The 21,605-nt window shown below is 52.4% G+C and carries 24 protein-coding genes; 11 read left to right on the top strand and 13 right to left on the bottom strand.

Annotated elements, in window-relative coordinates:
- Positions 1-20: 20 nt before the first annotated feature.
- Positions 21-449 carry a class III signal peptide-containing protein gene (locus TGAM_RS04065; RefSeq protein WP_048811111.1) on the bottom strand — a complete coding sequence of 143 codons (429 nt, stop codon included), beginning with the start codon at positions 447-449 and terminating at the stop codon, positions 21-23.
- 94 nt (positions 450-543) lie between these two features.
- Here TGAM_RS04065 and TGAM_RS04070 point away from each other — a divergent pair, with 94 nt between their 5' ends.
- Positions 544-861 carry a hypothetical protein gene (locus tag TGAM_RS04070; protein WP_015858418.1) on the top strand — a complete coding sequence of 106 codons (318 nt, stop codon included), beginning with the start codon at positions 544-546 and terminating at the stop codon, positions 859-861.
- A gap of 202 nt (positions 862-1,063) precedes the next feature.
- On the top strand, positions 1,064-4,942 hold the full coding sequence (locus TGAM_RS11335; protein WP_015858419.1) for a PEGA domain-containing protein: 3,879 nt from the start codon (positions 1,064-1,066) through the stop codon (positions 4,940-4,942).
- Positions 4,943-5,054: 112 nt separating this feature from the next.
- Here TGAM_RS11335 and TGAM_RS04085 read toward each other — a convergent pair whose 3' ends face one another.
- Together TGAM_RS04085 and TGAM_RS04090 are read right to left on the bottom strand one after the other, a co-directional pair.
- Positions 5,055-6,101 carry a M42 family metallopeptidase gene (locus TGAM_RS04085; RefSeq protein WP_015858420.1) on the bottom strand — a complete coding sequence of 349 codons (1,047 nt, stop codon included), beginning with the start codon at positions 6,099-6,101 and terminating at the stop codon, positions 5,055-5,057.
- Positions 6,102-6,152: 51 nt separating this feature from the next.
- Entirely contained in the window at positions 6,153-6,761 is a 609-nt protein-coding gene (locus tag TGAM_RS04090; RefSeq protein WP_015858421.1) for a hypothetical protein, read from the bottom strand.
- A gap of 46 nt (positions 6,762-6,807) precedes the next feature.
- Between TGAM_RS04090 and sfsA the strand changes: the two genes are divergently transcribed.
- Positions 6,808-7,518, top strand: a complete 711-nt coding sequence (gene sfsA / locus TGAM_RS04095) for a DNA/RNA nuclease SfsA (protein ID WP_015858422.1) — start codon at positions 6,808-6,810, stop codon at positions 7,516-7,518.
- Here the strand turns inward: sfsA and TGAM_RS04100 are convergent.
- Positions 7,515-7,664 (bottom strand): DNA-directed RNA polymerase subunit P, encoded by a 150-nt coding sequence (locus TGAM_RS04100; protein WP_048811113.1) that lies wholly within the window; start codon positions 7,662-7,664, stop codon positions 7,515-7,517. The two genes, sfsA and TGAM_RS04100, sit on opposite strands and share 4 nt — an antisense overlap.
- A 23-nt stretch (positions 7,665-7,687) precedes the next feature.
- Complete coding sequence (locus TGAM_RS04105; RefSeq protein ID WP_015858424.1) at positions 7,688-7,948, bottom strand: 50S ribosomal protein L37ae; 261 nt, start codon at positions 7,946-7,948, stop codon at positions 7,688-7,690.
- A gap of 132 nt (positions 7,949-8,080) precedes the next feature.
- Here TGAM_RS04105 and TGAM_RS04110 point away from each other — a divergent pair, with 132 nt between their 5' ends.
- The 8 genes from TGAM_RS04110 (at position 8,081) to TGAM_RS04145 (ending at position 13,239) form a co-directional block, all read left to right on the top strand.
- A complete protein-coding gene (locus tag TGAM_RS04110) occupies positions 8,081-8,284 on the top strand; it encodes a MoaD/ThiS family protein (protein ID WP_048811114.1) in 204 nt (67 codons plus the stop codon).
- Positions 8,285-8,378: 94 nt separating this feature from the next.
- On the top strand, positions 8,379-8,615 hold the full coding sequence (locus tag TGAM_RS04115; RefSeq protein ID WP_048811115.1) for a hypothetical protein: 237 nt from the start codon (positions 8,379-8,381) through the stop codon (positions 8,613-8,615).
- The gene (locus TGAM_RS04120; RefSeq protein ID WP_015858427.1) at positions 8,612-9,202 is read left to right on the top strand and encodes a lysine exporter LysO family protein; all 591 of its coding nucleotides are present in this window, start codon (positions 8,612-8,614) and stop codon (positions 9,200-9,202) included. Before TGAM_RS04115 ends, TGAM_RS04120 begins: the two co-directional genes overlap by 4 nt.
- 72 nt (positions 9,203-9,274) lie before the next feature.
- Positions 9,275-9,490, top strand: a complete 216-nt coding sequence (locus TGAM_RS04125; RefSeq protein ID WP_015858428.1) for a hypothetical protein — start codon at positions 9,275-9,277, stop codon at positions 9,488-9,490.
- A gap of 99 nt (positions 9,491-9,589) precedes the next feature.
- Positions 9,590-10,411, top strand: a complete 822-nt coding sequence (locus TGAM_RS04130) for a translation initiation factor IF-2 subunit alpha (RefSeq protein ID WP_014121321.1) — start codon at positions 9,590-9,592, stop codon at positions 10,409-10,411.
- 2 nt (positions 10,412-10,413) lie between these two features.
- Positions 10,414-10,593, top strand: coding sequence for an RNA-protein complex protein Nop10 (locus TGAM_RS04135; RefSeq protein ID WP_015858429.1), 180 nt, complete (start codon positions 10,414-10,416; stop codon positions 10,591-10,593).
- Complete coding sequence (locus tag TGAM_RS04140; protein WP_015858430.1) at positions 10,590-11,390, top strand: proteasome assembly chaperone family protein; 801 nt, start codon at positions 10,590-10,592, stop codon at positions 11,388-11,390. The genes TGAM_RS04135 and TGAM_RS04140 overlap by 4 nt, the downstream gene beginning before the upstream one ends.
- A 301-nt stretch (positions 11,391-11,691) precedes the next feature.
- Positions 11,692-13,239 carry a hypothetical protein gene (locus TGAM_RS04145; RefSeq protein ID WP_148206263.1) on the top strand — a complete coding sequence of 516 codons (1,548 nt, stop codon included), beginning with the start codon at positions 11,692-11,694 and terminating at the stop codon, positions 13,237-13,239.
- Here the strand turns inward: TGAM_RS04145 and glmM are convergent.
- The 8 genes from glmM to TGAM_RS04185 form a co-directional block, all read right to left on the bottom strand.
- The gene (gene glmM / locus TGAM_RS04150; protein WP_048811116.1) at positions 13,236-14,615 is read right to left on the bottom strand and encodes a phosphoglucosamine mutase; all 1,380 of its coding nucleotides are present in this window, start codon (positions 14,613-14,615) and stop codon (positions 13,236-13,238) included. The two genes, TGAM_RS04145 and glmM, sit on opposite strands and share 4 nt — an antisense overlap.
- 10 nt (positions 14,616-14,625) lie before the next feature.
- Entirely contained in the window at positions 14,626-14,916 is a 291-nt protein-coding gene (locus TGAM_RS04155; protein ID WP_238516252.1) for a hypothetical protein, read from the bottom strand.
- A 101-nt stretch (positions 14,917-15,017) separates the two neighbouring features.
- Entirely contained in the window at positions 15,018-16,415 is a 1,398-nt protein-coding gene (locus TGAM_RS04160) for a mannose-1-phosphate guanylyltransferase/mannose-6-phosphate isomerase (protein WP_015858434.1), read from the bottom strand.
- Positions 16,412-17,155: a mannosyl-3-phosphoglycerate phosphatase gene (gene mpgP / locus TGAM_RS04165; RefSeq protein WP_015858435.1), complete on the bottom strand. Its 744-nt coding sequence runs from the start codon at positions 17,153-17,155 to the stop codon at positions 16,412-16,414. Before mpgP ends, TGAM_RS04160 begins: the two co-directional genes overlap by 4 nt.
- 3 nt (positions 17,156-17,158) lie before the next feature.
- Entirely contained in the window at positions 17,159-18,334 is a 1,176-nt protein-coding gene (gene mpgS / locus TGAM_RS04170) for a mannosyl-3-phosphoglycerate synthase (RefSeq protein WP_015858436.1), read from the bottom strand.
- A gap of 82 nt (positions 18,335-18,416) precedes the next feature.
- Positions 18,417-19,778: an ADP-specific glucokinase gene (locus tag TGAM_RS04175; protein WP_015858437.1), complete on the bottom strand. Its 1,362-nt coding sequence runs from the start codon at positions 19,776-19,778 to the stop codon at positions 18,417-18,419.
- 54 nt (positions 19,779-19,832) lie between these two features.
- Positions 19,833-20,573, bottom strand: coding sequence for an ABC transporter ATP-binding protein (locus TGAM_RS04180; RefSeq protein ID WP_015858438.1), 741 nt, complete (start codon positions 20,571-20,573; stop codon positions 19,833-19,835).
- The gene (locus tag TGAM_RS04185; protein WP_015858439.1) at positions 20,570-21,604 is read right to left on the bottom strand and encodes a FecCD family ABC transporter permease; all 1,035 of its coding nucleotides are present in this window, start codon (positions 21,602-21,604) and stop codon (positions 20,570-20,572) included. Before TGAM_RS04185 ends, TGAM_RS04180 begins: the two co-directional genes overlap by 4 nt.
- Position 21,605 lies beyond the last annotated feature (1 nt).

Here is a 21,605-nt window from a genome sequence, read left to right on the forward strand (position 1 = left end):
GGGCTTTTAACCTTTCCCGATCAGTCCTTCCAGATGTAGAACCTTATCTCGCATGGGAAGTATTCCTCCGGAACCGGCGTCCAGTAGTTGGCCCAGTAGTTGACGGGTTCGAGCGGTCCTTCGTGGGTGATCACCTGATAACCTGCCACATCGGGGGGTTTGTTAAAACACACTAGGGCTAGCTGAGCTTTTCTGACAGATGCCTTGAGCGCCCAGATTTTGTACTCCACCTTGTACGTTCCATCTCCGTTATCCACAAGGTGCGCCTCTATTTTCACATCGCCGTAGTCTGCGGTGGCGTTCTTGAAAATCAGCGGATCGAGGACGAGCTGGTTGTAGTAGGGGACGTTCCTGGTGGTCCCCCGGAGGTAGTGCACGCTGATACCGATAACTATCAGGACAGCAACGATGATCAGGAGGTACTCAACGGCGGACTGCCCCTTCCTCAATGCAACCACCCATCTAGACCTGCGATAAAAATATCTTTAAACCTACTGGGGCCAAGTTTTTTAAGTGTCAGGCACATTCAATACGGCGATCAAAATGGACGAGGAAAGGACACTGGAGCTCATTGAGTACGGTGTCGAGGCACTTCTCCTTGGGGCGTTCACGTACCTCTTCGCCTACCAGAACTACCTCCTCTACCGCTGGCATCGCGGCCTACCGCTCCCTGATAAGCTGCCCTTCCTCATCATCGGGGCCGTTGTGGGGCTGGGGTTCTTCCTTTATAAGTCTAGGGAGATTTTGAAAGAAGTGGAGACACGCCAGCCAGAAGTCAAACCGGTGAAGTCGGGAGAGAAGCCCCTCGAAGGGGAGGTGGGATCTCCAGAGGAATCAGACTTTTCTCAATGGTCTGACTGAAAGCAACTCTTTTTGCTTCGTTCTTGAATTGGAAGAATTAGGGAGATAACTGAGATTATTGCTTACGTGTGCGGGAAGATCAATCATATCTATTCGGTGTTCCATTTATCTAAAAGCTCGCTTCCTGTCTCATCAAAGACGTTGCATCCTGCGCAACTGTTATTAAGAGTCACGACTTAACTATCAGCTGGGGTGTAATTCCATGCGGAGAATACTCACTTTCTTCTGGATACTCTTACTACTTGTTGGGGCGTTAATTCCAGTTGAAAAAGTGAGCGCTGAAGAGCAATCATACTGGGTCAAGACTTACGGCGGCAAATATGATGATTGGGCTACTGCGGTTGCCATCGCTGACAACGGGGACGTTATAGTGGCAGGATACACTTACAGCTTTGGTGCTGGAGGGAAAGACGTTTGGGTTCTCAGGCTTGACGAGAATGGTAATGTAAAGTGGCAGAAGACTTACGGTGGAAAATACGATGATGGAGCTAGTGCGGTTGCTATTGCCCCAAACGGTGATATTATATTGGTAGGATACACTAAAAGCTTCGGCGCTGGTGGTTATGACGTTTGGGTTCTCAGATTGGATGAGAATGGGAACGTGAAATGGCAAAAAACCTACGGCGGGAGCAATTGGGATGAGGCTCACGCGGTTGCCATCGCTGACAACGGGGACATTATTGTTACGGGTTCTCCTTTCACGATACGGCTTGATGCTAACGGAAACGTGATCTGGACAAAAGACGTGGGCGGTAACGCGGTTGCCATCGCTGACAACGGGGACATTATTGTAGCAGGCAGTTATGGTGACGACGTTTGGGTTCTCAGATTGGATGAGAATGGGAACGTGAAATGGCAAAAAACCTACGGCGGGAGCAATTGGGATGAGGCTCACGCGGTTGCCATCGCTGACAACGGGGACATTATTGTAGCAGGCAGGACTTACGGCTTCGGCGCTGGTGGTGATGACTTTTGGGTTCTCCGCTTGGACGAGAATGGGAACGTTAAATGGCAAAAAACCTATGGCGGGAGCGGTAGTGATTGGGCTCGCGCGGTTGCCATTGCACCAAACGGTGATATTATAGTGGCAGGTTACACTTACAGCTTCGGCGCTGGTAGTGAGGATGTTTGGGTTCTTAGTTTGGACGAGAATGGGAACGTTAAATGGCAGAAAACATATGGAGGAAGCTCCTATGATTATGCTTACGCGGTTGCCATTGCGGATAATGGGGACATTATAGTGGCAGGCTATACGAGAAGCTTCGGCGCTGGCTATAAAGATGTTTGGGTTCTCAGGCTCCCTTCATGGGGGTCAATTGTGGGTTTTTCAAAAGATTCCAATGGTTTTGCTAATGAACCAAGTATTCAGATAACAGACTCTAATGCTAAAGTATCAGATTCTGAAGCGTGGACAATGGACTCTGAGGCCTTGGAGTGGAGTTCTACTGCCACTATCACCACAGTGGTGAGTGCTGGAATTCTTGAGATTTTTTCAAATCCGGGTGGAGCCAAAGTGTATATTGATAACGAATACCAAGGTCTCACACCACTTACAGTAGTTGCAAAGTCTGGAACCTATACAGTGAAGATTATCAAGGCAAACTACAACGGTTACGAAACTACGGTAACAGTGGCTCCCGGAGAAGTAGAAGTAATCGAGGCAAATCTTACCCAGCCTCCTGGGACGCTTGAGATCTCCTCAAGTCCTTCTGGAGCTAAAGTTTACATTAACGGAACATACAAGGGAGTAACCCCATTAACTTTAACGATGGAGCCCGATACTTATGTTGTGACACTGGTCAAAGAGGGGTATAAGGAGTACTCAAAGACAGTTGTTGTGTATCCTGGCGGTACTACTGAGGTGTATGCCTTCCTAGAAATTGCACCTGCCCTTCTTAAGGTTGAATCCAATCCCTCAGAAGCAGAAGTTTACATCGATGGGACTTACATCGGAGTCACGCCTGTTGGGAATTATGAGCTTCAGCCAGGGACTTATAAGGTAAAACTAGTCAAGTATGGATATCAGAATTACACAACAACAATAACTCTCAAGGCAGGCGAGAATAGAACTCTGAAAGTTACTTTGACCCCGAACTATGCCCACCTGACTATTAATTCTGAGCCTCAAAGCGCAGAGGTCTACGTTAATGGGACTTACAAAGGTGTGACACCTTTGACTCTTGAGTTGCTAACAGGAAACTACTCTTTAAAGCTCACTAAGGAAGGTTATGAGAATTATACTGCAATGGTTGAAGTCAAACCAGGAGAAACTAAAACAGTCTCAGCGACGTTAACGCCTGCTTATGGTTTCTTGAACGTTGATAGTGCGCCTTCTGGGGCAGAAGTTTACATTAACAGGACTTACATTGGAACAACGCCATTGGAAAACTACAAACTTCCTCCTGGCAAGTACACTATCACAATTAAAAAAGAAGGTTATGAAGAGTACACAAAGAGTGTGAACATTATTTCGGGTAAAGCAACAACTTTAAGCGCTTCGTTAACGGTTATTCCACAGCCAAGCTCAAGCACAACAACCATGACAACCTCGACTCAAGCGGCGACCACTCCTAGCTCAACTTCTGAGTCAAAATCCCAATCAACTACCACAACTCCTTCGTCAACCTCAACAAAATCTTCCACTACATCACGGCCAATAAGCACTACAACTAAAGCATCTTCTTCAGATCTCTTTCCTTCATCTCCTTCTAAAACGGAAGAAGATTCTGGCGGTTTAAGCTTCAGCCTCCGCCTCATACTAGGTGTATTGATAGGGTTAATTATCATTAGCAAGATTGCAACAAAGAACAAAGGCGGGAAAAACAAACTACTCACTTCACCAAGAGAAGAAAAACCAGCTCAAACCCCTGTAAAATCCAAATCTCCAACTCCCGTGAAAGGGCAGAAGCAAGAATCAATCCGAGAAACTATCCCTAGCTTCCCGCCAGAGCTCTTAGACAAGTACGAGCCTCTAGAATTCCTTGGAGAGGGTGGTTTTGCCAAAGTCTTTAAAGCCAAACGTAAGAAAGACGGTAAAATTGTCGCTATCAAAATCCCGCGCATCGACGAGAAGACGAGCTCACTCTTTTTAAAAGAAATTGCCGCCTGGTACAACCTTAATCATCCAAACATTGTCAGGCTTTACAAAGCAGACATTCTCCCAATCCCATACCTAGAAATGGAGTACGTTGAAGGCGTAAACCTCAACGGGAAGACTATCAGAGACTTAGACAAGTATCCAAAGCCAGTAGATGAAAAGAAAGCCCTGCAACTTATCAGGGGTATTGCGGAAGGCCTGAAGTATGCACACTCCAAGGGGATCTACCACAACGACTTGAAACCCCTCAATGTGCTCTTGAAAAGTGACTTGACACCAAAGATTACGGACTGGGGTTTGGCAAAGATCAGCGCGAGGAGTTCCCTCTCAACGCACTCTGGCTACTCACCACTTTATGCTGCACCAGAACAGCTTGATGAGAGCTTGTACGGAACGCCAGACCACAGGACAGACATTTACCAGCTTGGAGTCATCCTTTACGAACTGTTGACCGGGAAGCTACCTTATGAGGGCTACTCGCCTGGGGCGGTGATAGGCAAGATACTAGCTGAGAACGTGAAACCACTCCCTCCTTCGAAGATAAACCCGGCCTTGGCGAAGTATGACGGTATTTTCGAGAGACTCTTGGCGAAGAGGAAGGAGGATCGCTACCAGAGTGTTGAGGAGTTCTTAGCAGCACTAGAGATTCTTAGAAAGTTGGAGTGGGAGCTTAAGGAACTGAAAAAGACGAAGAGGAGTCTCAAAAGGAGCAAATCTATGTGGGAAATAAAGATGCTTAGGCGGGAGGCTGTTGAGAAGACTGCTAGGATAGCAGTATTGAGTGCTCGGCTTAATGATAAGGTTGGGTTGTTGAATGCTTTGGAGGATTTGAAGGTTTACACGCGGGAGAATTTGGATGACTTGTTGAATGCGATAAATCAGGTGGAGGTGCGGTTAAAGGAAGGGATCCCTGTTAGTGATGATTTGATTGAGCGGCTTGAGGTGTTGTTGCACAGGATCCAAAGGGAGAATGAGATATCTTAAGAGCACCGACCACGGATTCCTTTTTCTTTTTACTCGGGATTGAACGGGTAGCATAGACTGAGTCCTCTTGAAAAGAGAGGCTTGAAAAGAAAGTAAGAAAAATTATGGAGCTTTAGAGCTTAAGCTCCGGAATCTCCTCAAGAACCTTGACCGTGAGCTTAACGGCTGCATCAACGTCGCGCTCGTCAACAACTTCCGTGTTGGAGTGGATGTACCTGGCTGGAATGCTTATTCCGCCCGTTGGGACGCCGCTCTTGGTCAGGTGTATGGCTCCAGCATCGGTTCCTCCGCCCGTTAAGATGTCCCACTGGTAGGGTATCTCATGCTTCTTAGCCAGCTCCTCCATCCACCTGACGATCGTCGGGTGGCAGATGACGGAGCGGTCCATTATCTTAATCGCGACGCCCTTTCCGAGCTGGGTTATCTGCTTGTGCTCCGGAGTTCCCGGAACGTCGGCCGCTATGGTGACGTCGAGGGCGAAGCCATAATCCGGGTCAATGCCGAACGCCGAAACCCTCGCGCCCCTAAGGCCGACCTCCTCCTGAACGGTCGCGACGAAGTAAACGTCTGCGTCGGTCTCGCTTAACTGCCTGGCCGCCTCGACGAGGGTGTAAACGGCTATCCTGTCGTCGTGGGCGATGCTGACGAGCCTGTGCTTTCCGAGCCTCTCTAAGCGACCGTCCCAGGTGATAACGGTGCCTATCTTTACACCCATCTCCTCGGCCTCTTCCTTGCTCTCGGCGCCTATGTCTATGAAAATCTGGTCCCAGGTTGGGGCCTTGTTCCTCTGCTCCGGTTTCTGAATGTGCGGTGGAACGCTTCCACCGACGCCGTAGATGAACTCGTTCGGGCCAATCCAGACTTTAAACCTCTGGGCGATGAGAGTTCTCGGGTCAACACCTCCAACGGGCGCAACGCGGAGGAAGCCGTTCTTCTCGATGTGGGTCACCATGAGTCCAATCTGGTCCATGTGCCCCGCGAGCATGACCTTCGGGCCCTTTCCTTCCTTGTGCGCTATGACGTTTCCGAGCTTGTCGACCCTAATCTCGTCAACGTAGGGCTTGAAGGCCTCGATTACAACGTCTCTAACGCCGAGGAACTCGTAGCCGGAAACTCCAGGGGCTTCAATAATCTTCTTCAGCAGTTCGAAGTCCACCATCGGTACCACCGTTTAGACAGTCATCGTAATGAGCTTTTAAGGGTTTAGGTGCTAAGGGTATATCCTGATTCCCATTGCCCGCTCCCCGTTGTCGTATATTTCCTTGATTTTGAAGAGGTAGGCGGGCGTTTTAGTCCAGTCCCGGGGCTTTTTCGGCCTGTGGAAGACGTCGTGAACCGCGTTCGTGTACTCCCAGACCTCATCCCCCTCATGTACCTCCACCTCGCACCGAACCTCGTAGGAGGTGCTCGGCGGGGTGAAGAAGAGCACCGTCGCCTCCCTGCTCCCGCCGGTGATGTTGGTCCACGTGTGCTTCTTCGCCAGCTCCAGGGAAACAAGCTTGCCGAAGTCAATCTTCTCCCTCACGTAGATTTCGTTTAGAAGGAACCTAAGGGCTCTCCTGGGGTCGTAGGGCCTCCGAAGTTCCTCCCTGAGCTTCTCAATGGTTTCCCCAAGGTACTCCCGCTTGTGTATGAACCCAATCCCCTTTATCGAGCCGTTTGGTCCGGCTTTCCCGCAGGTTATTATCGCGGGGTTGTGCCTGGTGAAACCAATCAGCGCCTCGGGCCCGAACTTCCCCTCGGCGAGTTTCCGAACCCCTTCGACCCTCTCATCGAAGGCGTAGCGTATGAACTCCTCTGGTATCATTGGACCACCCATTGAACTTCCCCTAAGGTTAAAAACGCCTTTCGGTTAAGCTAACCCCATGAAGCCCGTGTTAATGAAGCTCAACGTGGTTCCCTGCAGGTTCGTCAAAAGATTAAACCGCTTCGTGGCTCTGGTCGAGGTGAACGGCGAAATCAGAAAAGCTCTTCTCACGAACACAGGTCGCCTTGAGGAGTTCTTGATTCCAGGACGAAAGGCCTTCTGCACGCCTAAGAGCGGGGGAAAGACGGACTTCGTCCTGATTGCCTTCGAGGATTTAGAAGGCAAGGGAGCGATAGTGGACACGAGAACCCAGGCGAAGGCCTTTGAAAGGGCGGTTGAGCTTGGTTTAGTCCCCTGGCTGAAGAACTGCTCGATAAAGCGGAAGGAAGTTCGCCTCGGCAATTCTCGCCTCGACTACCTCTTCGAGTGTCCCGGTGGAGAGCTCTACGGCGAGATGAAAAGCGCCGTTCTTAGGGGAGGGAAGAAAGGTGAATACGCGATGTATCCTGACTGCCCAACTTTGCGCGGGCAGAGGCACGTTAGAGAGCTGATTGAGCTCGTCAAAGCCGGAAAGGACGCGATAATCTTTTTCATCGGTGCGATGCCAAAGGTTGAGAAGTTCCGGCCCTACGAGAAGGGCGACCCGGAACTCGCGAGGCTTTTGAGAGAGGCAAAGAGGGCAGGGGTTAGAATCGAGGGACTCTCGATTTCTCTTATTCCGGACGGGAGAGTGATTTTAGAAAAGCCAGAGCTCGAGATCGAGCTTTAGATGGCCTTGACCCTTCTGGCTACCCTCGGGCGGGGTTTGTAGAGTATCTTGCTCCCGCAGTACGGGCAGCGGACTTCCCTCGCCGTTTCGAGATCGAGCTCAACTTCCCGGCCGCACTTGGCGCAGCGGTATATGGCCTTGACCATAATATCACCCCAAAATGGGAGAATCAGGCCTTGGAAGCGACAACGCGCTTCGCGACCTTTCCGGCAGGGGTGGTCGGCAGGTAGGCACCGCCGGCGAAAGTTGCCCCGCACTTCTGGCACTGCCATATGCCCGTACTGATTCTCCTGACGGCCTTCCTTCCGCAGACCGGGCAGACGTGCTTCTGCTTCATCCTGGCTTCAACGGCGGCTACTCTCCTTCTGATCTTGAGACCGTACCTTGGACCGAACCTTCCAGCCGAACCAACTTTAACAGTCCTTCCCATGAGCATCACCCCTGATTAACTCCACTCCTGAGACTGTTGGGTTTTTTAGGGGACGTTTTATAAACCTTTGCATGATCCGAAACCGCCACTGGATTTATAAACACTCCAGAGCAGGAAGGGCGGGTGAGCCGGATGATCAGGGTGAAAGTCCTTGGAAGGGGAATTGAAAAAGAAGTCGAGTGGAAAAGGGGAATGAAAGTCGCCGACGTCCTCAGGGAGGTTGGCTTCAACACGGAGAGCGCGATAGCGAGGGTAAACGGAAAGGTGGTCCTTGAGGACGATCCCGTTGGGGATGGGGACTACGTGGAGGTCATTCCCGTCGTTTCAGGTGGCTGATCGACGAGTTTCAGAGAAGGATCTGCCTTTTGGACGGCGACGTTTTCAGCGTTTCGACAAAAGTTTTATTAAATGCTGCTGGATAACGGGGATCATGATGATCTTTGTATTCCTTATCGCGGGCCTTTTGTTCGGTTATTTCCTCAGGAAAGCTGGAAAACGACCGAGCATGGAAACACCTATGAGTGTTGCGTTGCTCGCTATGATATTTTTCCTCGGAGTTAAAACTGGTGAGGTTCATGTGAACGGTCTCTGGCTCCTCGGCGTTTCTGCGGTTTTTGCAGTTCTGACGATAGCTGGAAGCCTTTTCTTGGCGGAGGTGGTCGGGTGATGTTTCTTTACCTCGTTCTCGCGTCGCTTGTTGCGGGGATCCTTGTGGGGCACCTCTTCACTCCAGACTTCGGGAACGCCTACGAGATAATGCTCTACGCCCTCATATTCCTGATTGGAGTGGATCTTGGCTTGAGCTTCAGCACTGGAGAGCTCAGAAAGGTTGGACGGAAGGCCCTTCTCCTGCCGTTTTTAACGCTGACGGGCTCAATCCTTGGCGGACTTCTGGCGGCACTGGTTCTCGGGATAGAGATGAGATGGGGCCTCGCCATAGGGGCTGGCTGTGGGTGGTACTCGCTGACAGGCCCGTTGATAGCCCAGTACTCTGCCGTTTACGGTGCGGTCGGTTTCCTTGGAAACCTTCTAAGAGAAATCCTGACGATAACGCTATATCCGCTTGCAATTCGAAAACTCAACCCGGAGAAGGCCATCGTCATTGGGGGAGCGACGACGATGGACACAACTCTTCCCATTATGGCAAGGTTTGGAGGCAAAGAAGTGGCGCTGGTCGCTTTTGTTCACGGTTTCATCCTGACCGCTATCGTTCCGTTTCTCCTTCCCCTTATCCTCACGCTCTTCGACTATTGACGAGTTTAATATTGGCATTAAGCGAAAACCTTTTAAGGCTCAAGTCCGTTATGGTTCTTTAGGTGAAAGCGTATGGAGTCGGGAATAAAGTTGCTGAAGCGCAGGCTCGATGTTGTTAAGAAGCAGAAGGAATACCTGATCCTTGAGGAGGCCAAGCTCGTCAGGATGGCCCGCCAGAAGAAAAAAGTTGCCCACAAGCTTGAGCGGGTCAAGAGGGAGAAGTTCCGCGTTCTCGCTGAGGAGGCAAAGCTTCTTAGGGTTATAAAGCAGAGCGCCAAGCCGGCTTGAGATCTTTCCTTTTAAATCGCCTCGCTTTTCTCCACTTCCACCAAGCTTAAAAAGGTCTTTTCCATAGACTTCCCGGGACAAAAAGGAGAGGTGATTCTCATGCCAAGGAAGGCCAGAGAGTATCCTGAAGAGGGTGAGTTCGTCGTCGCCACCGTCAAGAACATTCACCCGTACGGAGCGTTCCTGATACTTGATGAGTACCCCGGAAAGGAGGGCTTCATGCACATAAGCGAGGTGGCTCCAACCTGGGTCAAGAACATCAGGGACTACGTGAAGGAGGGCCAGAAGGTAGTCGTCAAGGTCATTCGCGTTGACCCCGAGAAGGGTCACATAGACCTGAGCCTCAAGAGGGTAAACCAGCAGCAGAGGAAGGCCAAGCTCCAGGAGTACAAGCGCGCCCAGAAGGCCGAGAACCTACTAAAGATGGCCGCTGAAAAGATAGGCAAGGACTTCGAGACGGCCTGGAGAGAGGTCTGGGTTCCGCTCGAAGAAGAGTACGGCGAGGTTTACGCCGCATTCGAGGACGCCGCCCAGAACGGAATTGAGGTTCTGAAGGGGCTCATTCCAGATGAGTGGCTCGATGCGCTCAAGCCAATCATCGAGGCCTACGTCGAGATTCCGACCGTTACCATTGATGCGGAGTTCGAGATAACCGTTCCAAAGCCCAACGGAATCGAGATAATCAAGGAGGCCCTGATTAGAGCCAGGGACAGGGCCAACGAGGAGAAGGACATAGACGTCAAGTTCACCTACCAGGGCGCTCCCCGTTACAGGATTGACATAACTGCCCCGGACTACTACAAGGCAGAAGAGGTTCTCGAGAGCATAGCCGAAGAAATCCTCCGCGTCATAAAGGAAGCGGGCGGAGAGGCGACCCTCATAAGGAAGGAGAAGCGCATAAGGAAGATTAAGAGGAGGTAACCATGAGGTTCCGCATAAGGAAGTGCCCGAACTGCGGCAGGTACACCCTCAAAGAGATCTGCCCGGTCTGTGGAGCCAAGACCAAGGTAGCCCACCCACCGCGCTTCTCGCCGGAAGACCCCTACGGTGAGTACAGGCGCAGGTGGAAGAGGGAAGTCCTTGGGATAGAGGTGAGAAAATGAAGGAAACTACCATCTACCTCCTTGAGAGGCCCCAGCTGAGGGACCCGGTGTTCATAGAGGGCCTCCCCGGCATAGGCCTCGTCGGAAAGCTCGCCGCGGAGCACCTCATCCAGGAGCTCAACGCGGTAAAGTTCGCCGAACTTTACTCACCGCACTTCATGCACCAGGTCATCATAAAGAAGGGCTCAATCGTCGAGCTCATGAAAAACGAGTTCTACTACTGGGTTAACCCCGACGAGAACGGAAGGGACCTAATTATCATCACCGGTGACCAGCAGGTTCCACCGACGGACAGTCCCGGCCACTATGAGGTGGTCGGCAAGATGCTCGACCTCGTTCAGGAACTCGGCGTCAGGGAGATAATAACGATGGGCGGCTACCAGGTGCCGGAGCTCCAGGGTGAGCCGAGGGTTTTAGCTGCGGTAACCCACGAGGAGCTCGTGGACTACTACAAGGAGAAGCTCAAGGACTGCTCCGTCGAGGTGATCTGGAGAGAGGACGAGGGAGGAGCGATAGTCGGTGCGGCCGGTCTTCTGCTCGGCATCGGCAAGCTCCGCTCGATGTACGGCATAAGCCTGCTCGGCGAGAGCCTCGGTTACATAGTTGACCCCAAGGCAGCGAAGGCCGTTCTGACGGCGGTCACGAAGATACTCGGCATCGAGGTCGACATGACTGCACTGGAGGAGCGCGCCAGGGAGACCGAGGAGATACTCAGAAAAGTCCAGGAGATGCAGAGGGCGATGCTCGAGCAGACAATGCCCCCTGCTCCCGAGGAAGAGGACAGGGGCTACCTCTGAATTTACTTCACTTTTCAAGTGACATTAGTTTTTTAAATTCTTTAGCGTATATTACCCGGCGCTTGAAATGAATCGCAAAAGTGCCTTGGCGCTTACCATCGTGATTCTCATCGGTTTAACGTACGTACTTCATGGTTTACCCAGACCTCCACATGATCAATTTCCAACTATTCCTCCTCATCCAAGGTCCAACGAACTCGTTGAACTGTTTAGACTCTATGAATCAAATCAAATCCATCAAAATCCAACAAAAAGTAGGTTGCTTGTTAATGCTTCAAAAATGGCAACGGACCCAAAATTAATGTATGAAATTGGAGCCGAGCTTGTGTTGTCAGGGAGCGTAGAAGAGGGAAGAGAACTCATAAGAAAGGCCTTGGAAAATCTAAGTCCCGAAGATAAAAGACGAATTCTATACGACCTTGCCCAGAAGAGACTTCCATACACCGCACTGATTGTGGGATTTGAGTTAGGGGATGTTAAAGATGCGCTGTTGAAGGATGACTTGGGTCCCAGAATATTCAAGACCGAAGGATGCACGAACCAAGATGCGTGTGAGGTTCTCCTGAGTAAGTCCTTTGAGCTTGGTGAGGAAGAGTTCCTAGCCCAACAGATAATTCAAAAAATGAAAGTTAGGGTATTACTTAGATACGCTTATGATAAAATTCCGTGGAACTATCAGAAGATGCTATCGAGGATAGAAGAGTCCATAGTACAAAGGGGAGATCATTCCCTTGCCCTTAAAATCTTCAACGAAAGTCTTTCCACGCTGTATCCTGGATCGTATCTCAGCGGGATAAGGCTTGCGATGATGTACGAAGCTGTTAACAGAACGGACTATTCGATGAGGGTAAAGGAACTCGTTCTTAACAAATACGACTGGGTGAGAAAGGAAAAGAGCAAGGAGAATTACACCTCCCGGAGGAGATGGCAGTTAGAGGATGTTCTAAAGACAGAATGGTTTTTCCAAATTATGTGGGATCATGAAATCGAGGAAATGCCCCTCGACAACGCCACATTAAAGACCATTGTTGAAAAAAGACACACGGTGGAAAACACCTGTGGATACGGGAATGGATGGATGATTGAGTATTTAATGTGGTTGGGAGATACAGACCTTGCGTATAACATAACCAATATCCTTGCCGAAAATTCCAGCACATTTGAGGCACTTAGATATTACATCCTACTCAAAAAGGAGAACAACACCGTCCTTGCGAGGCTTGTCAGAAAAAGGATTGACTTTAGATATAAAGATGATAGGAAGTCGGCCGAGTATTCGCGCGATTTATATCTATTTTCGCAAGGAATTCTCACCGTTCAGGATATCGAACCATATTTCGACAATCTGACTCTATGCAATTTGCTCTGGGAACTAAACATGACTCAAGAGAGCTTTAAATATTGCAGGGAATACCTCAGCCGTGTTCCAGCTTCTACTGTATGCTACGACGGATTTGATGAGAAGGGTAATCCTATTGGCGGCTGCTACCCAGAGCCAACACCTACAGTCGAGATTATAGACACGTATCTGGAAAGATACGGCGACACTCAGACTGTTTACAACGTCTCCCTCAGGATGTTGAATACCTACGGATGTAAGTGGGGCATGAAAGGATTCGTCAAAATTCTCAGGTACTTGCACAAAAATGATGTTGGGAAATATGACGAATTCCTCAAGCGAATTACTGAGATCACGTTCGATGATAGCGAACAGGAATGTATATCATTGCTGGCAATTGGGATATCCAAATGGGATCTTGATAACGCGCTTTTGTTATCCTCCAAGATAGCCGATAAAAACCTCCAAGCAAAGACGTTACTGGAAATAGCAAAAAATGTGAATAGTTAGCCAGAGGCCTCGCGAGTGGAGATACTAAGAAGCTCAAGCCCCAGCTCAAGGTACTCCTTTGCCTTCTCCTCGCTCCTGGCCTCGCTGAAGACCCTTATTATCGGCTCGGTTCCGCTCGCCCTCACGAGAACCCAGCCGTCCGGGAAGAGTATCTTAGTCCCGTCGGTGGTGTCTATCTCGTAACCCCTCTCCCTTGCAAGCTCCGCTACCTTTGCCACGATCGCCTTTCTATCGCCTTCTACGTGCCTCTTCGTCTTGAACTGGTAGTACTTCGGTAGCTCATCAATCAGCTCGCTGAACTTCTTTCCGCTCTTCGCGAAAATCTCGACTATCTTTGCGGTGGTCATCGCCCCGTCTCTCCCGAGGACGAAGTCCGGGAAGATGACTCCACCGTTCTCCTCGCCGCCGATGGTTCCGTTGTGCTCGAGGAGCGCGCGGGCAACGATTAAATCTCCAACCTTCGTGCGCATAACCCTAGCGTTGTTCCTCTTCGCGATGTCATCGAGCAGGTTCGAGGTCGCTATCGTGGTCACGAGCAGCCCACCACCGTTTTCCCTGAGAACCGCGTCGGCAACGAGCGCGAACGTCTTGTCGCCCTGAATGAAGCGTCCGTTCTCGTCTATGAAAACTGCCCTGTCCGCGTCGCCGTCCTGGGCAACGCCGAAGTCGGCACCGAGGGCCTTCACGATCTTCATGAAGTCCTTAAGGTTCTCCTCGTTTGGCTCGGGGTTCCTTGCCGGGAAGTGACCGTCCGGGTGGGCGTTGACGCTGACGACTTTACAGCCGAGCTCCCTGAGCAAGTAGGGCAGAGTCAGACTACCAGCGCCGTTTGATGTGTCAACGACGACGAAGGGCCGTCTTTTCCTGATTGCTTCAACATCCACCCTGCTCTTTATCGCCTCGATGTAGGGCTTGATGATGTCCTCTTCGCGAACCTCGCCGATTTCGTCCCACTTCGCCCTGTCGAAGTCCTCCTTAAAGAAGACCTCCTCCACGACCGCTTCGCGCTCCTTCTTGAGGCCCATACCGTTGGGTTCAAGGAGCTTTATGCCGTTGTATTCGGGCGGGTTGTGTGAAGCGGTTATAACCGCTCCTCCGTCGGCCTTGAAGTGGCTGGTGGCCCACTGTATTGCAGGGGTCGGCGCGATTCCAACGTCGATGACGTCACAGCCGACGCTGAGGAGACCGCTGATGAGGGCGCTCTTCAGCATCTCACCGCTCACCCTCGTGTCCCTGCCGACTACCACTAGAGGTTTTTCCCTTCCCTCGCGCTTGAGCATCGTCCCGAAGGCCATGCCCATCTTGAGCGCGAACTCCGGGGTTATCTTCTCGTTGGCTATCCCACGAACACCGAAGGTTCCGAAGAGCCTTCCCATGTCCACCACCTCACGTTAATGAGTTTGCGAGTTTTATTATCATGAAGACGAAAATGTAGAGCCCGTAGACGAAAGCACCAGCCTGGACGATGCTGATCAGTATCTTCAGGGGCTTGAACTTCCCCGAGAACAACGGAACCGGGAGGCCTATAAGGATTGCCCCAAAGAGGTACAGAACGGCTGTCTTTATTGCGGCATAGTCTATCGGGATCTGAGTGGGGGGATAAGTTATGTTCGCCTGTTGACCGTTGATGTTCAGGGTTATCCCCTCACCCAGGTTGCCTGTGATGAGGTACGACATTATGAGCACGAAAAGCAGCGCTGGTAAAAGGTTCAATGAAAGGGAGGAAATGGAGGAGCTGAAACGCTCCCATGAGTCCGAACAGTTCTTGTCACTCACCCTCATGCCCTCCCGAAATCGTCGTCAAACCTTACTATGTCGTCCTCGCCGAGGTACTCGCCAATCTGAGTCTCTATGACCTCAAGGACCACCTTCCCGGGGTTCTCAAGGCGGTGCTTGACTCCAGCGGGAATGAAGGTGCTCTCACCTGGCCTCAGGAGTAGCTCTTTGTCCCCGACGATGACCTTGGCGGTTCCTCTGACCACGACCCAGTGTTCCGAGCGGTGGTAGTGCATCTGGAGGGAGAGCTTCTTGCCCGGCAGAACGGTCAGGCGCTTTATCTTGTAGCGGTCGCCCTCTTCAAGGACGGTGTAGCTTCCCCAGGGCCTGTAGGCGGTTCTGTGGACAATGACGCGCTCGTCACCGAGCTCTTTAAGAGCTTTGTAGACCTCCTTAACGCGTTGGCTCTCGCCCTTCCTCGCCACGAGTAATGCATCGCCGGTGTCTATGATTATCAGGTCTTCAACGCCGACAGTCGCGGTAAGCCTTTCGGTCATTATGAGGTTGTTCTTCGAGTTGACCCCTATGTGGTAGCCGTTCTTTCCGCGAACCCTTACGGCGTTCCCGTCGTCGTCTTTCTCAAGAACCTCGTAGATTGCATCAAAACTGCCGAGGTCGCTCCACTTCGTGTTGAGGGGAACCACAGCTGCTTTGTCTGTCTTCTCCATGACGCCGTAGTCTATGCTTATCTCAGGGACGCGGTTGTAGGCCTCCTCTATGTCACCGCTCTCCTCAAAGGCCTCCCAGACGTCGGGGGCATGTTTTCTTACTTCCTCGATGAAGAGCGAGCTCGAGAACGCGAACATCCCGCTGTTCCAGTAGTAACCGCTTTCAACGTAGCGCTTTGCAGTCTCAAGGTCGGGTTTCTCCTTGAACTCTGAAACCTTGTACCCGATTATCCTTCCGTCCTCTTCAATCTTCTCGCCCGGCTTTATGTAGCCGTAGCCAGTGTGAGGTCTGGTCGGCTTGATTCCGAAGGTGACGAGGTGGTCCTTGGCAAGCTTTTCGGCGTTCTCAAAGGCCCTTTCGTAGGCCTCGTTGACCTCTATGAGGTGGTCGCTGGGCAGAACTGCAACGACCGAGTCCCCGAACTCCTCCTCTATCCTGAGCGTCGCCCAGAGAATGGCGGGCAGGGTGTTCCTAGCGCTCGGCTCAAGGAGGATGTTGTCCTCTGGAATCTCAATGCCTAGCTCCCTTAAATCGTCCAGAACGCGGAAGCGGTAGTCCCTGTTCGTTACGATGAATATCTCGCCCGGCTTCGAGAAGAGAAGTGCCCTCTCAACACTCTTCTGGAAGAGGCTCCTATCGTCGAGGAAGCGGATGAACTGCTTTGGCATCAGCTCCCTGCTCAGGGGCCACAGCCTCGTCCCCTTTCCTCCGGCAAGGATTACGGTCTTCATGGTATCACCCCCAGGAGTTCTTCAATCGAGCTTATATGCTTAGCCTTTGGATGAGAGAGTTTCCCAACGATGAAGGCGTTATCAACGACCTCGAAGAGGGGAAAGTCGTTCTCACCGTCTCCGAGCGCGTAGCTCTCAACCTCGCCGAGGCGGGAGTAGAGTTCGAGGAGGGCTCTGGCGCCTTTACCCTTGTCGGTGTTGCCGGTGACGTTCAGGAACCTCGTTCCCCTGCTTACTTTAAGGCCCACCCTTTCAAGCTCCGCCTCAAATCCTTCCTTCCCCCACCTGAATATCGTCTCGCTGTATTCGCGCTTCATCGCGAGCTTTGCGAGCTCCTCGGGCAGGCCCGTGAAGGCCTTAACCTCGTCGAGGGTCGAGTTACCGTAGTATTTGAGGCCGTATCTCCGGGAGAGGCCGTCGAGCGCGCGCTTTATCTCTGGATATGGCTTCCCGAGCTCACCCACGCGGTACTTTCCGCGTTTCGCCCCGAACTCACCGACGACCCTAGGCGGAAAGTAGTTGTTCGGAACGTAGACCGCACTCCCGTTTTCAACTATGAAAGGCGTCTCAAGGTTCCATGCCCTCAGGTAGTACTCGACCTCAAAGCGGGTCTTTGAGGTGTTCACAACGACCTCGTAGCCCCGTCTCAGGAGCTCCTCAATGACGGGACGGGCATTTTCTGGCGAGTAGTCGTCTCCCAGTAGGGTTCCGTCGAGGTCGAGGAAGATGACCCTAATCAACGCTCACACCTCGAACTTGAGGAGAGTCTCGGCCTCGTCTTCAAGCGTTTTCATCCACTCGTTCACGTCTATCCCCTCAACCGGAGGCATGACCTTGGGCTTGGGCGGTTCCTCGTTCTCGCCGAGGAGGCCGTGAACGCGGAGCTCTTCAAGGATTCTCTTCTTCAGATTCTCGGTGGCGAGCTCGGAGTGATAAATCGTTCCAAGGGAGCTTAGAATCATGCCCTTCACGTGCTCCTGCCCCTTGTCCTCGTGGAGGTGCGGGTTGAGGGTCTCAATCTGGAAGATCTCGACGCCCTGGTCGTAGACCTCCTCCTTGCCTCTTCCCCACCTTCCGAAGGTCTCGAAGAGGTAGACCAGCTCGTAGGGTTCTATGGCGTAGCCAGTCGCGAAGGGCATTATCTCGGCAAGCTTTATGCTCATCGCGTGCTCGCCGGCGTTTCCCGTTGCTATGATGTTGGTCTCGAAGTTGGTGGCGACCCCGAAGAGCTCGTTCATGTAGCGGTTGGTTATCTCGCTTACGCGCCCCCACTTCTTGAAGTAGAGCCCCTTCGTCGTCACCTTGGGCTTGTGGCGCCAGCTCAGGCGAACCATCGTGTAGTCGCTCTCGCTCATGAGAAAGCCTGCGGCGTAGTCCTTGACGTACTCGTTCACCGAACCGGGGATGTAGTTGTCGGCATCGACGAAGCCGACGTATTTCGCGCCAATGGCCTTAGCCAGGAGCAGACCGATTAGCATGCCCTCCCCCTTACCGCTCCTCACGGAGTTACCCTCGAGTATCTCGGTGTAGCCCGTCTTTTTGAAGGCCTCGGTTAAACCGGGATCCTTCTGGTGAACCATTATTATCCGCGAGCGCGTGAGGTTGTAGAAGTGCTTTACAAGGTCCACCTCCTGCTTGAAGATGTTCGGCCCTTCACGCTTGCTGTTCGAGACTATTATTATTGGGCACTGATGGGGAATGGCCTTGAGCACACCGTCAACGAGCTGAAGCTTTTCGTCCTTCATCGGAACGACTATCGCTATGTCCTCGAGGGTTCGGTAAATGTCCTCCCTGGGAACGTTTTTGACGGTGAACGTCCCAACGTCTCTCGTCTCGCTGTCCAGCTTTATGACCTTCTGGACCTCGTAGATTTCAACTGCCCCGAAGAGCTCCTTATAAACGGGTGCCTCCAAAAGCAATTCGACACCTCCCGGACAATTTTTTGAAGTATGGGTAAAACCCCGTAAAAATTTTGGGAAAAATCAAATAAAAAGGTTTGTCCTAAGAACGCAGTGCGAACTCACCGATGAAGGCTGAGCTCGATATGGTGTCGCCTATGCCAACGGTTGACTTCGGCTTGGCCACTATCTTGGTCGGTATGAAGGCCAGCTGGTAGCCGTTGACCTCAGCTATGCCGTTTCTCATTCCATACTCTCTGGCGAGGGCTTCCTCAACGGGCTTTGCTCTCTCGTTCACGGGCACGTCCATGGCTCTGACGACCTCGCCTATGGAAGGGACGTCGCCGAGCTTCGCCTTTGCCGCAGCCGCTAAAGCCGCGAAGAGGAGAGCATCCCTGACGAACTCGCCCCTGTAATCGGTCAGCGCGAGGTAATAACCGTAAGTGTGGAAGTGAATCCTCTTAACGCCGGTCTTTTCTGCGAGCTTGAGCATCGCCTCGGTGACGGCTATCGGGTCAACGGGGTCGCTCGCGAGGAGCTTTTCGGCAAGCCTCTTCTCGCCCATCACTTCCATTATCGAGGCCAGCTCGACCTCGTTGAGGCCGACGCTCCAGAAAGCGGGAAGCAGGTCGAGTATTGCCTTCCTAACGGTCTCGTCCGGCGTAAAGGCGAACTCGAGGTGAGCGGGAATTCCCCTCTCGTTGAGAACCTTCAGGTGCTCCCTTACCGTCTCAAAGGGCTTGCGGTAGTTGTCCTTGGTCAGGGCCTGAAGTCCGCTTATTATCGCAAGTTCGGCCTTTTCGACAATCTCGTCAAAGCGCTCCCTGAACTCGGGCCTTATGTATAGGTTCGTGTTGTAGTCGTCGGCGGCACCTATGAAGCGGTTTTCGCGAGGGGCTTCGAAGTTAAAGACCCTGAAGCCTCTGGGAAACTCGTAGATGTAGTGTATGCAACTCTCCTCGTCGCCACCGAAGTCCCTCGGGTGGACAAGCCTGAGTTCATCGTTTTCGACCTTCGGCACATAAATCGGGCCGTCCTTGAAGAGGCCCGCCTGAAGGTGGGAAAGCTGGGGGACGTGCGCTATTACCGGAACGCCGTAGACTCCACCAAGGAGGTTTGCCATTATGCCGACCTGACCGCCCATTCTCAGTTCGTCCCAGCCCCATTGCCTCATGTAGAAGCGAACGGTACAGCTCTCGACGAACAGCTCAGCGGCTTTGCCCCTCCTGATGCTCCAGAGGATTGAGCCTAGGAGCTGGGGAACGCTCGTGATTCTCTCTGGTAATTCCTCGGAGTAGCGGAGAACCTCCTCCATCCCAGCCCTCTCGATTCTCTCCTCAAGGTCGCGCCTCTCAAGGTAATTGATGGCATCGATGTTTGTGTTGTAAGCCAGAAGAACACCATTAACCTTGCCCATGTTGGCCCTAACCCTCTCAAAGGCAGAAGCGTAAAGCCTGTCCCACATTATGTATCACCGGGAGTGAAAAGTAATTGGAACTAATAAGGGTTTCGTTCCCGCCTACAGGGGGACTATCACAGGGACTCCTCTTATTTCTCCTATCTCCACCCTAACGCCGTAAACTTCCTCAAAAAGCTTCTCACTCAGAACCTCAAGGCCTCCGTCTGCTATTTTTCTCCCGTCCTTCATGAAGACGAACCTCCTCGCAAAGCGAAGGGCCAGGTTCACGTCGTGCATGACCATTATAACGGTCTTCCCCCCCTTCGCCAGTTCCCTCGCGAGCCTCATGACCTCAAGCTGGCTTTTGAGGTCGAGGTTGTTGGTAGGCTCGTCCATCAGAAGGATTTCCGGTTCCTGAGCCAAAGCCCTCGCTATGCTGACCTTCTGGAGCTCACCACCGCTTATCTCGTTCGTCCTCTTGAGGGCCAACTCCTCAATACCGAGCCTCTTCAGGGCTTCTTCGACGACCTCTAAATCCTTCTCCGACGGCGTCAGCCCCATGTAGGGCCTCCTGCCGAGGAGAACGGTGTCGAAGACCGTCAAAAACCCTGGCTCGACCCTCTGGGGGACGTAAGCTAAAACCCTCGAAAGCTCCTTCGGCGAATAGTCCCGAACGGACCTATCCTTGAGGAAGACTCCCTCGCAACGCAGGATTCCGGCGAGACATTTGAGCAGTGTGCTCTTTCCGGCCCCGTTCGGGCCGAGGATTGCCACGAACTCCCCCTCCCCGACTTCCAGGCTTATTCCCCTCAGGACTTCGCGCTCGCCGTAGGAGAATCTTAAGTTTCTCGTCTCAATCATCTCCGCCCCTCCATCCTCACGAGGAGGTATATGAACGCAGGCGCGCCGAGGAAGGAAGTTATGACGCCAACGGGGAGTGTCATAGGTGAAACGATTAGCCTCGCAACTGTATCGGCTGAAACGAGGAGCAGTGCTCCCGCTAACGCCGAGAGGGGAATCAGCGAGCGGTAATCACCGCCAGCGATGAGGCGCATCGAGTGGGGGGCGATTAGGCCAACGAAGCCTATTACCCCCACGAAGGCCACCGTTACGGAGGTTATGAAGGCTGAGAGCAGGGTTCCGATTAGTCTTTCCCTCTCGATGTTGACCCCAACGCTCTTGGCTATCTCATCTCCAAGGGTCGAGGCGTTCAAGTCCCACCGCTTGATGAGGAAGTATGCGAAAATGAGAGCGAACGCAACCGCCATTATCGCGTTTTCCCGCCACGTTGCCCTCGCGAGGTTTCCGAAGCTCCAGTAGACCATCGCAGCAAGTTGAAGCTCGTTGGCGAAGTACTGAACGAGGGTGGTTAAAGCTGAGTAGAGGGAGCTCATCGCGACTCCTGCTAAAACTATCGCCTCAGGGCTCAGACCGCGGAGCCTCGCGAGAGCGAGAATCACGAGGGTTGCGCTTATCGCCCCGAGGAACGCGAAGAGGACTACCGCGTAAGGGTTGTTGAGGAAGACCTGCCCCGAGTTGAGCGAGTAGCCAGCGCCGAGGATTATGGCGAGGGAAGCCCCGAACATCGCCCCGTGCGAGACGCCCATCGTGAAGGGCGTTGCCAGCGGGTTCCTGAGGTAGCCCTGTAGAACTGCCCCAGCGACTCCCATTGAAGCCCCTACGAGGATTCCAGCGACTATTCTTGGAAGCCTTATCCCGAGGAGCACGAGGCGGTCGTCTTTGCCTCCCCCGCCGAGGAGAACGGCGAGGACTTCCCTGAGGGGGACGTGGTAGGGCCCGCTTGAGAGCGAGAATAAAGAAACAGCTAACAGGGAAAGGAAGAGGGCAATGCACAGGATGAGTTTCCTTCTCCTGTACGCTTTGTAGTCCATG

Origin of the sequence: Thermococcus gammatolerans EJ3, from assembly GCF_000022365.1 — an archaeon.
In the GTDB taxonomy this organism is placed as follows: domain Archaea; phylum Methanobacteriota_B; class Thermococci; order Thermococcales; family Thermococcaceae; genus Thermococcus; species Thermococcus gammatolerans.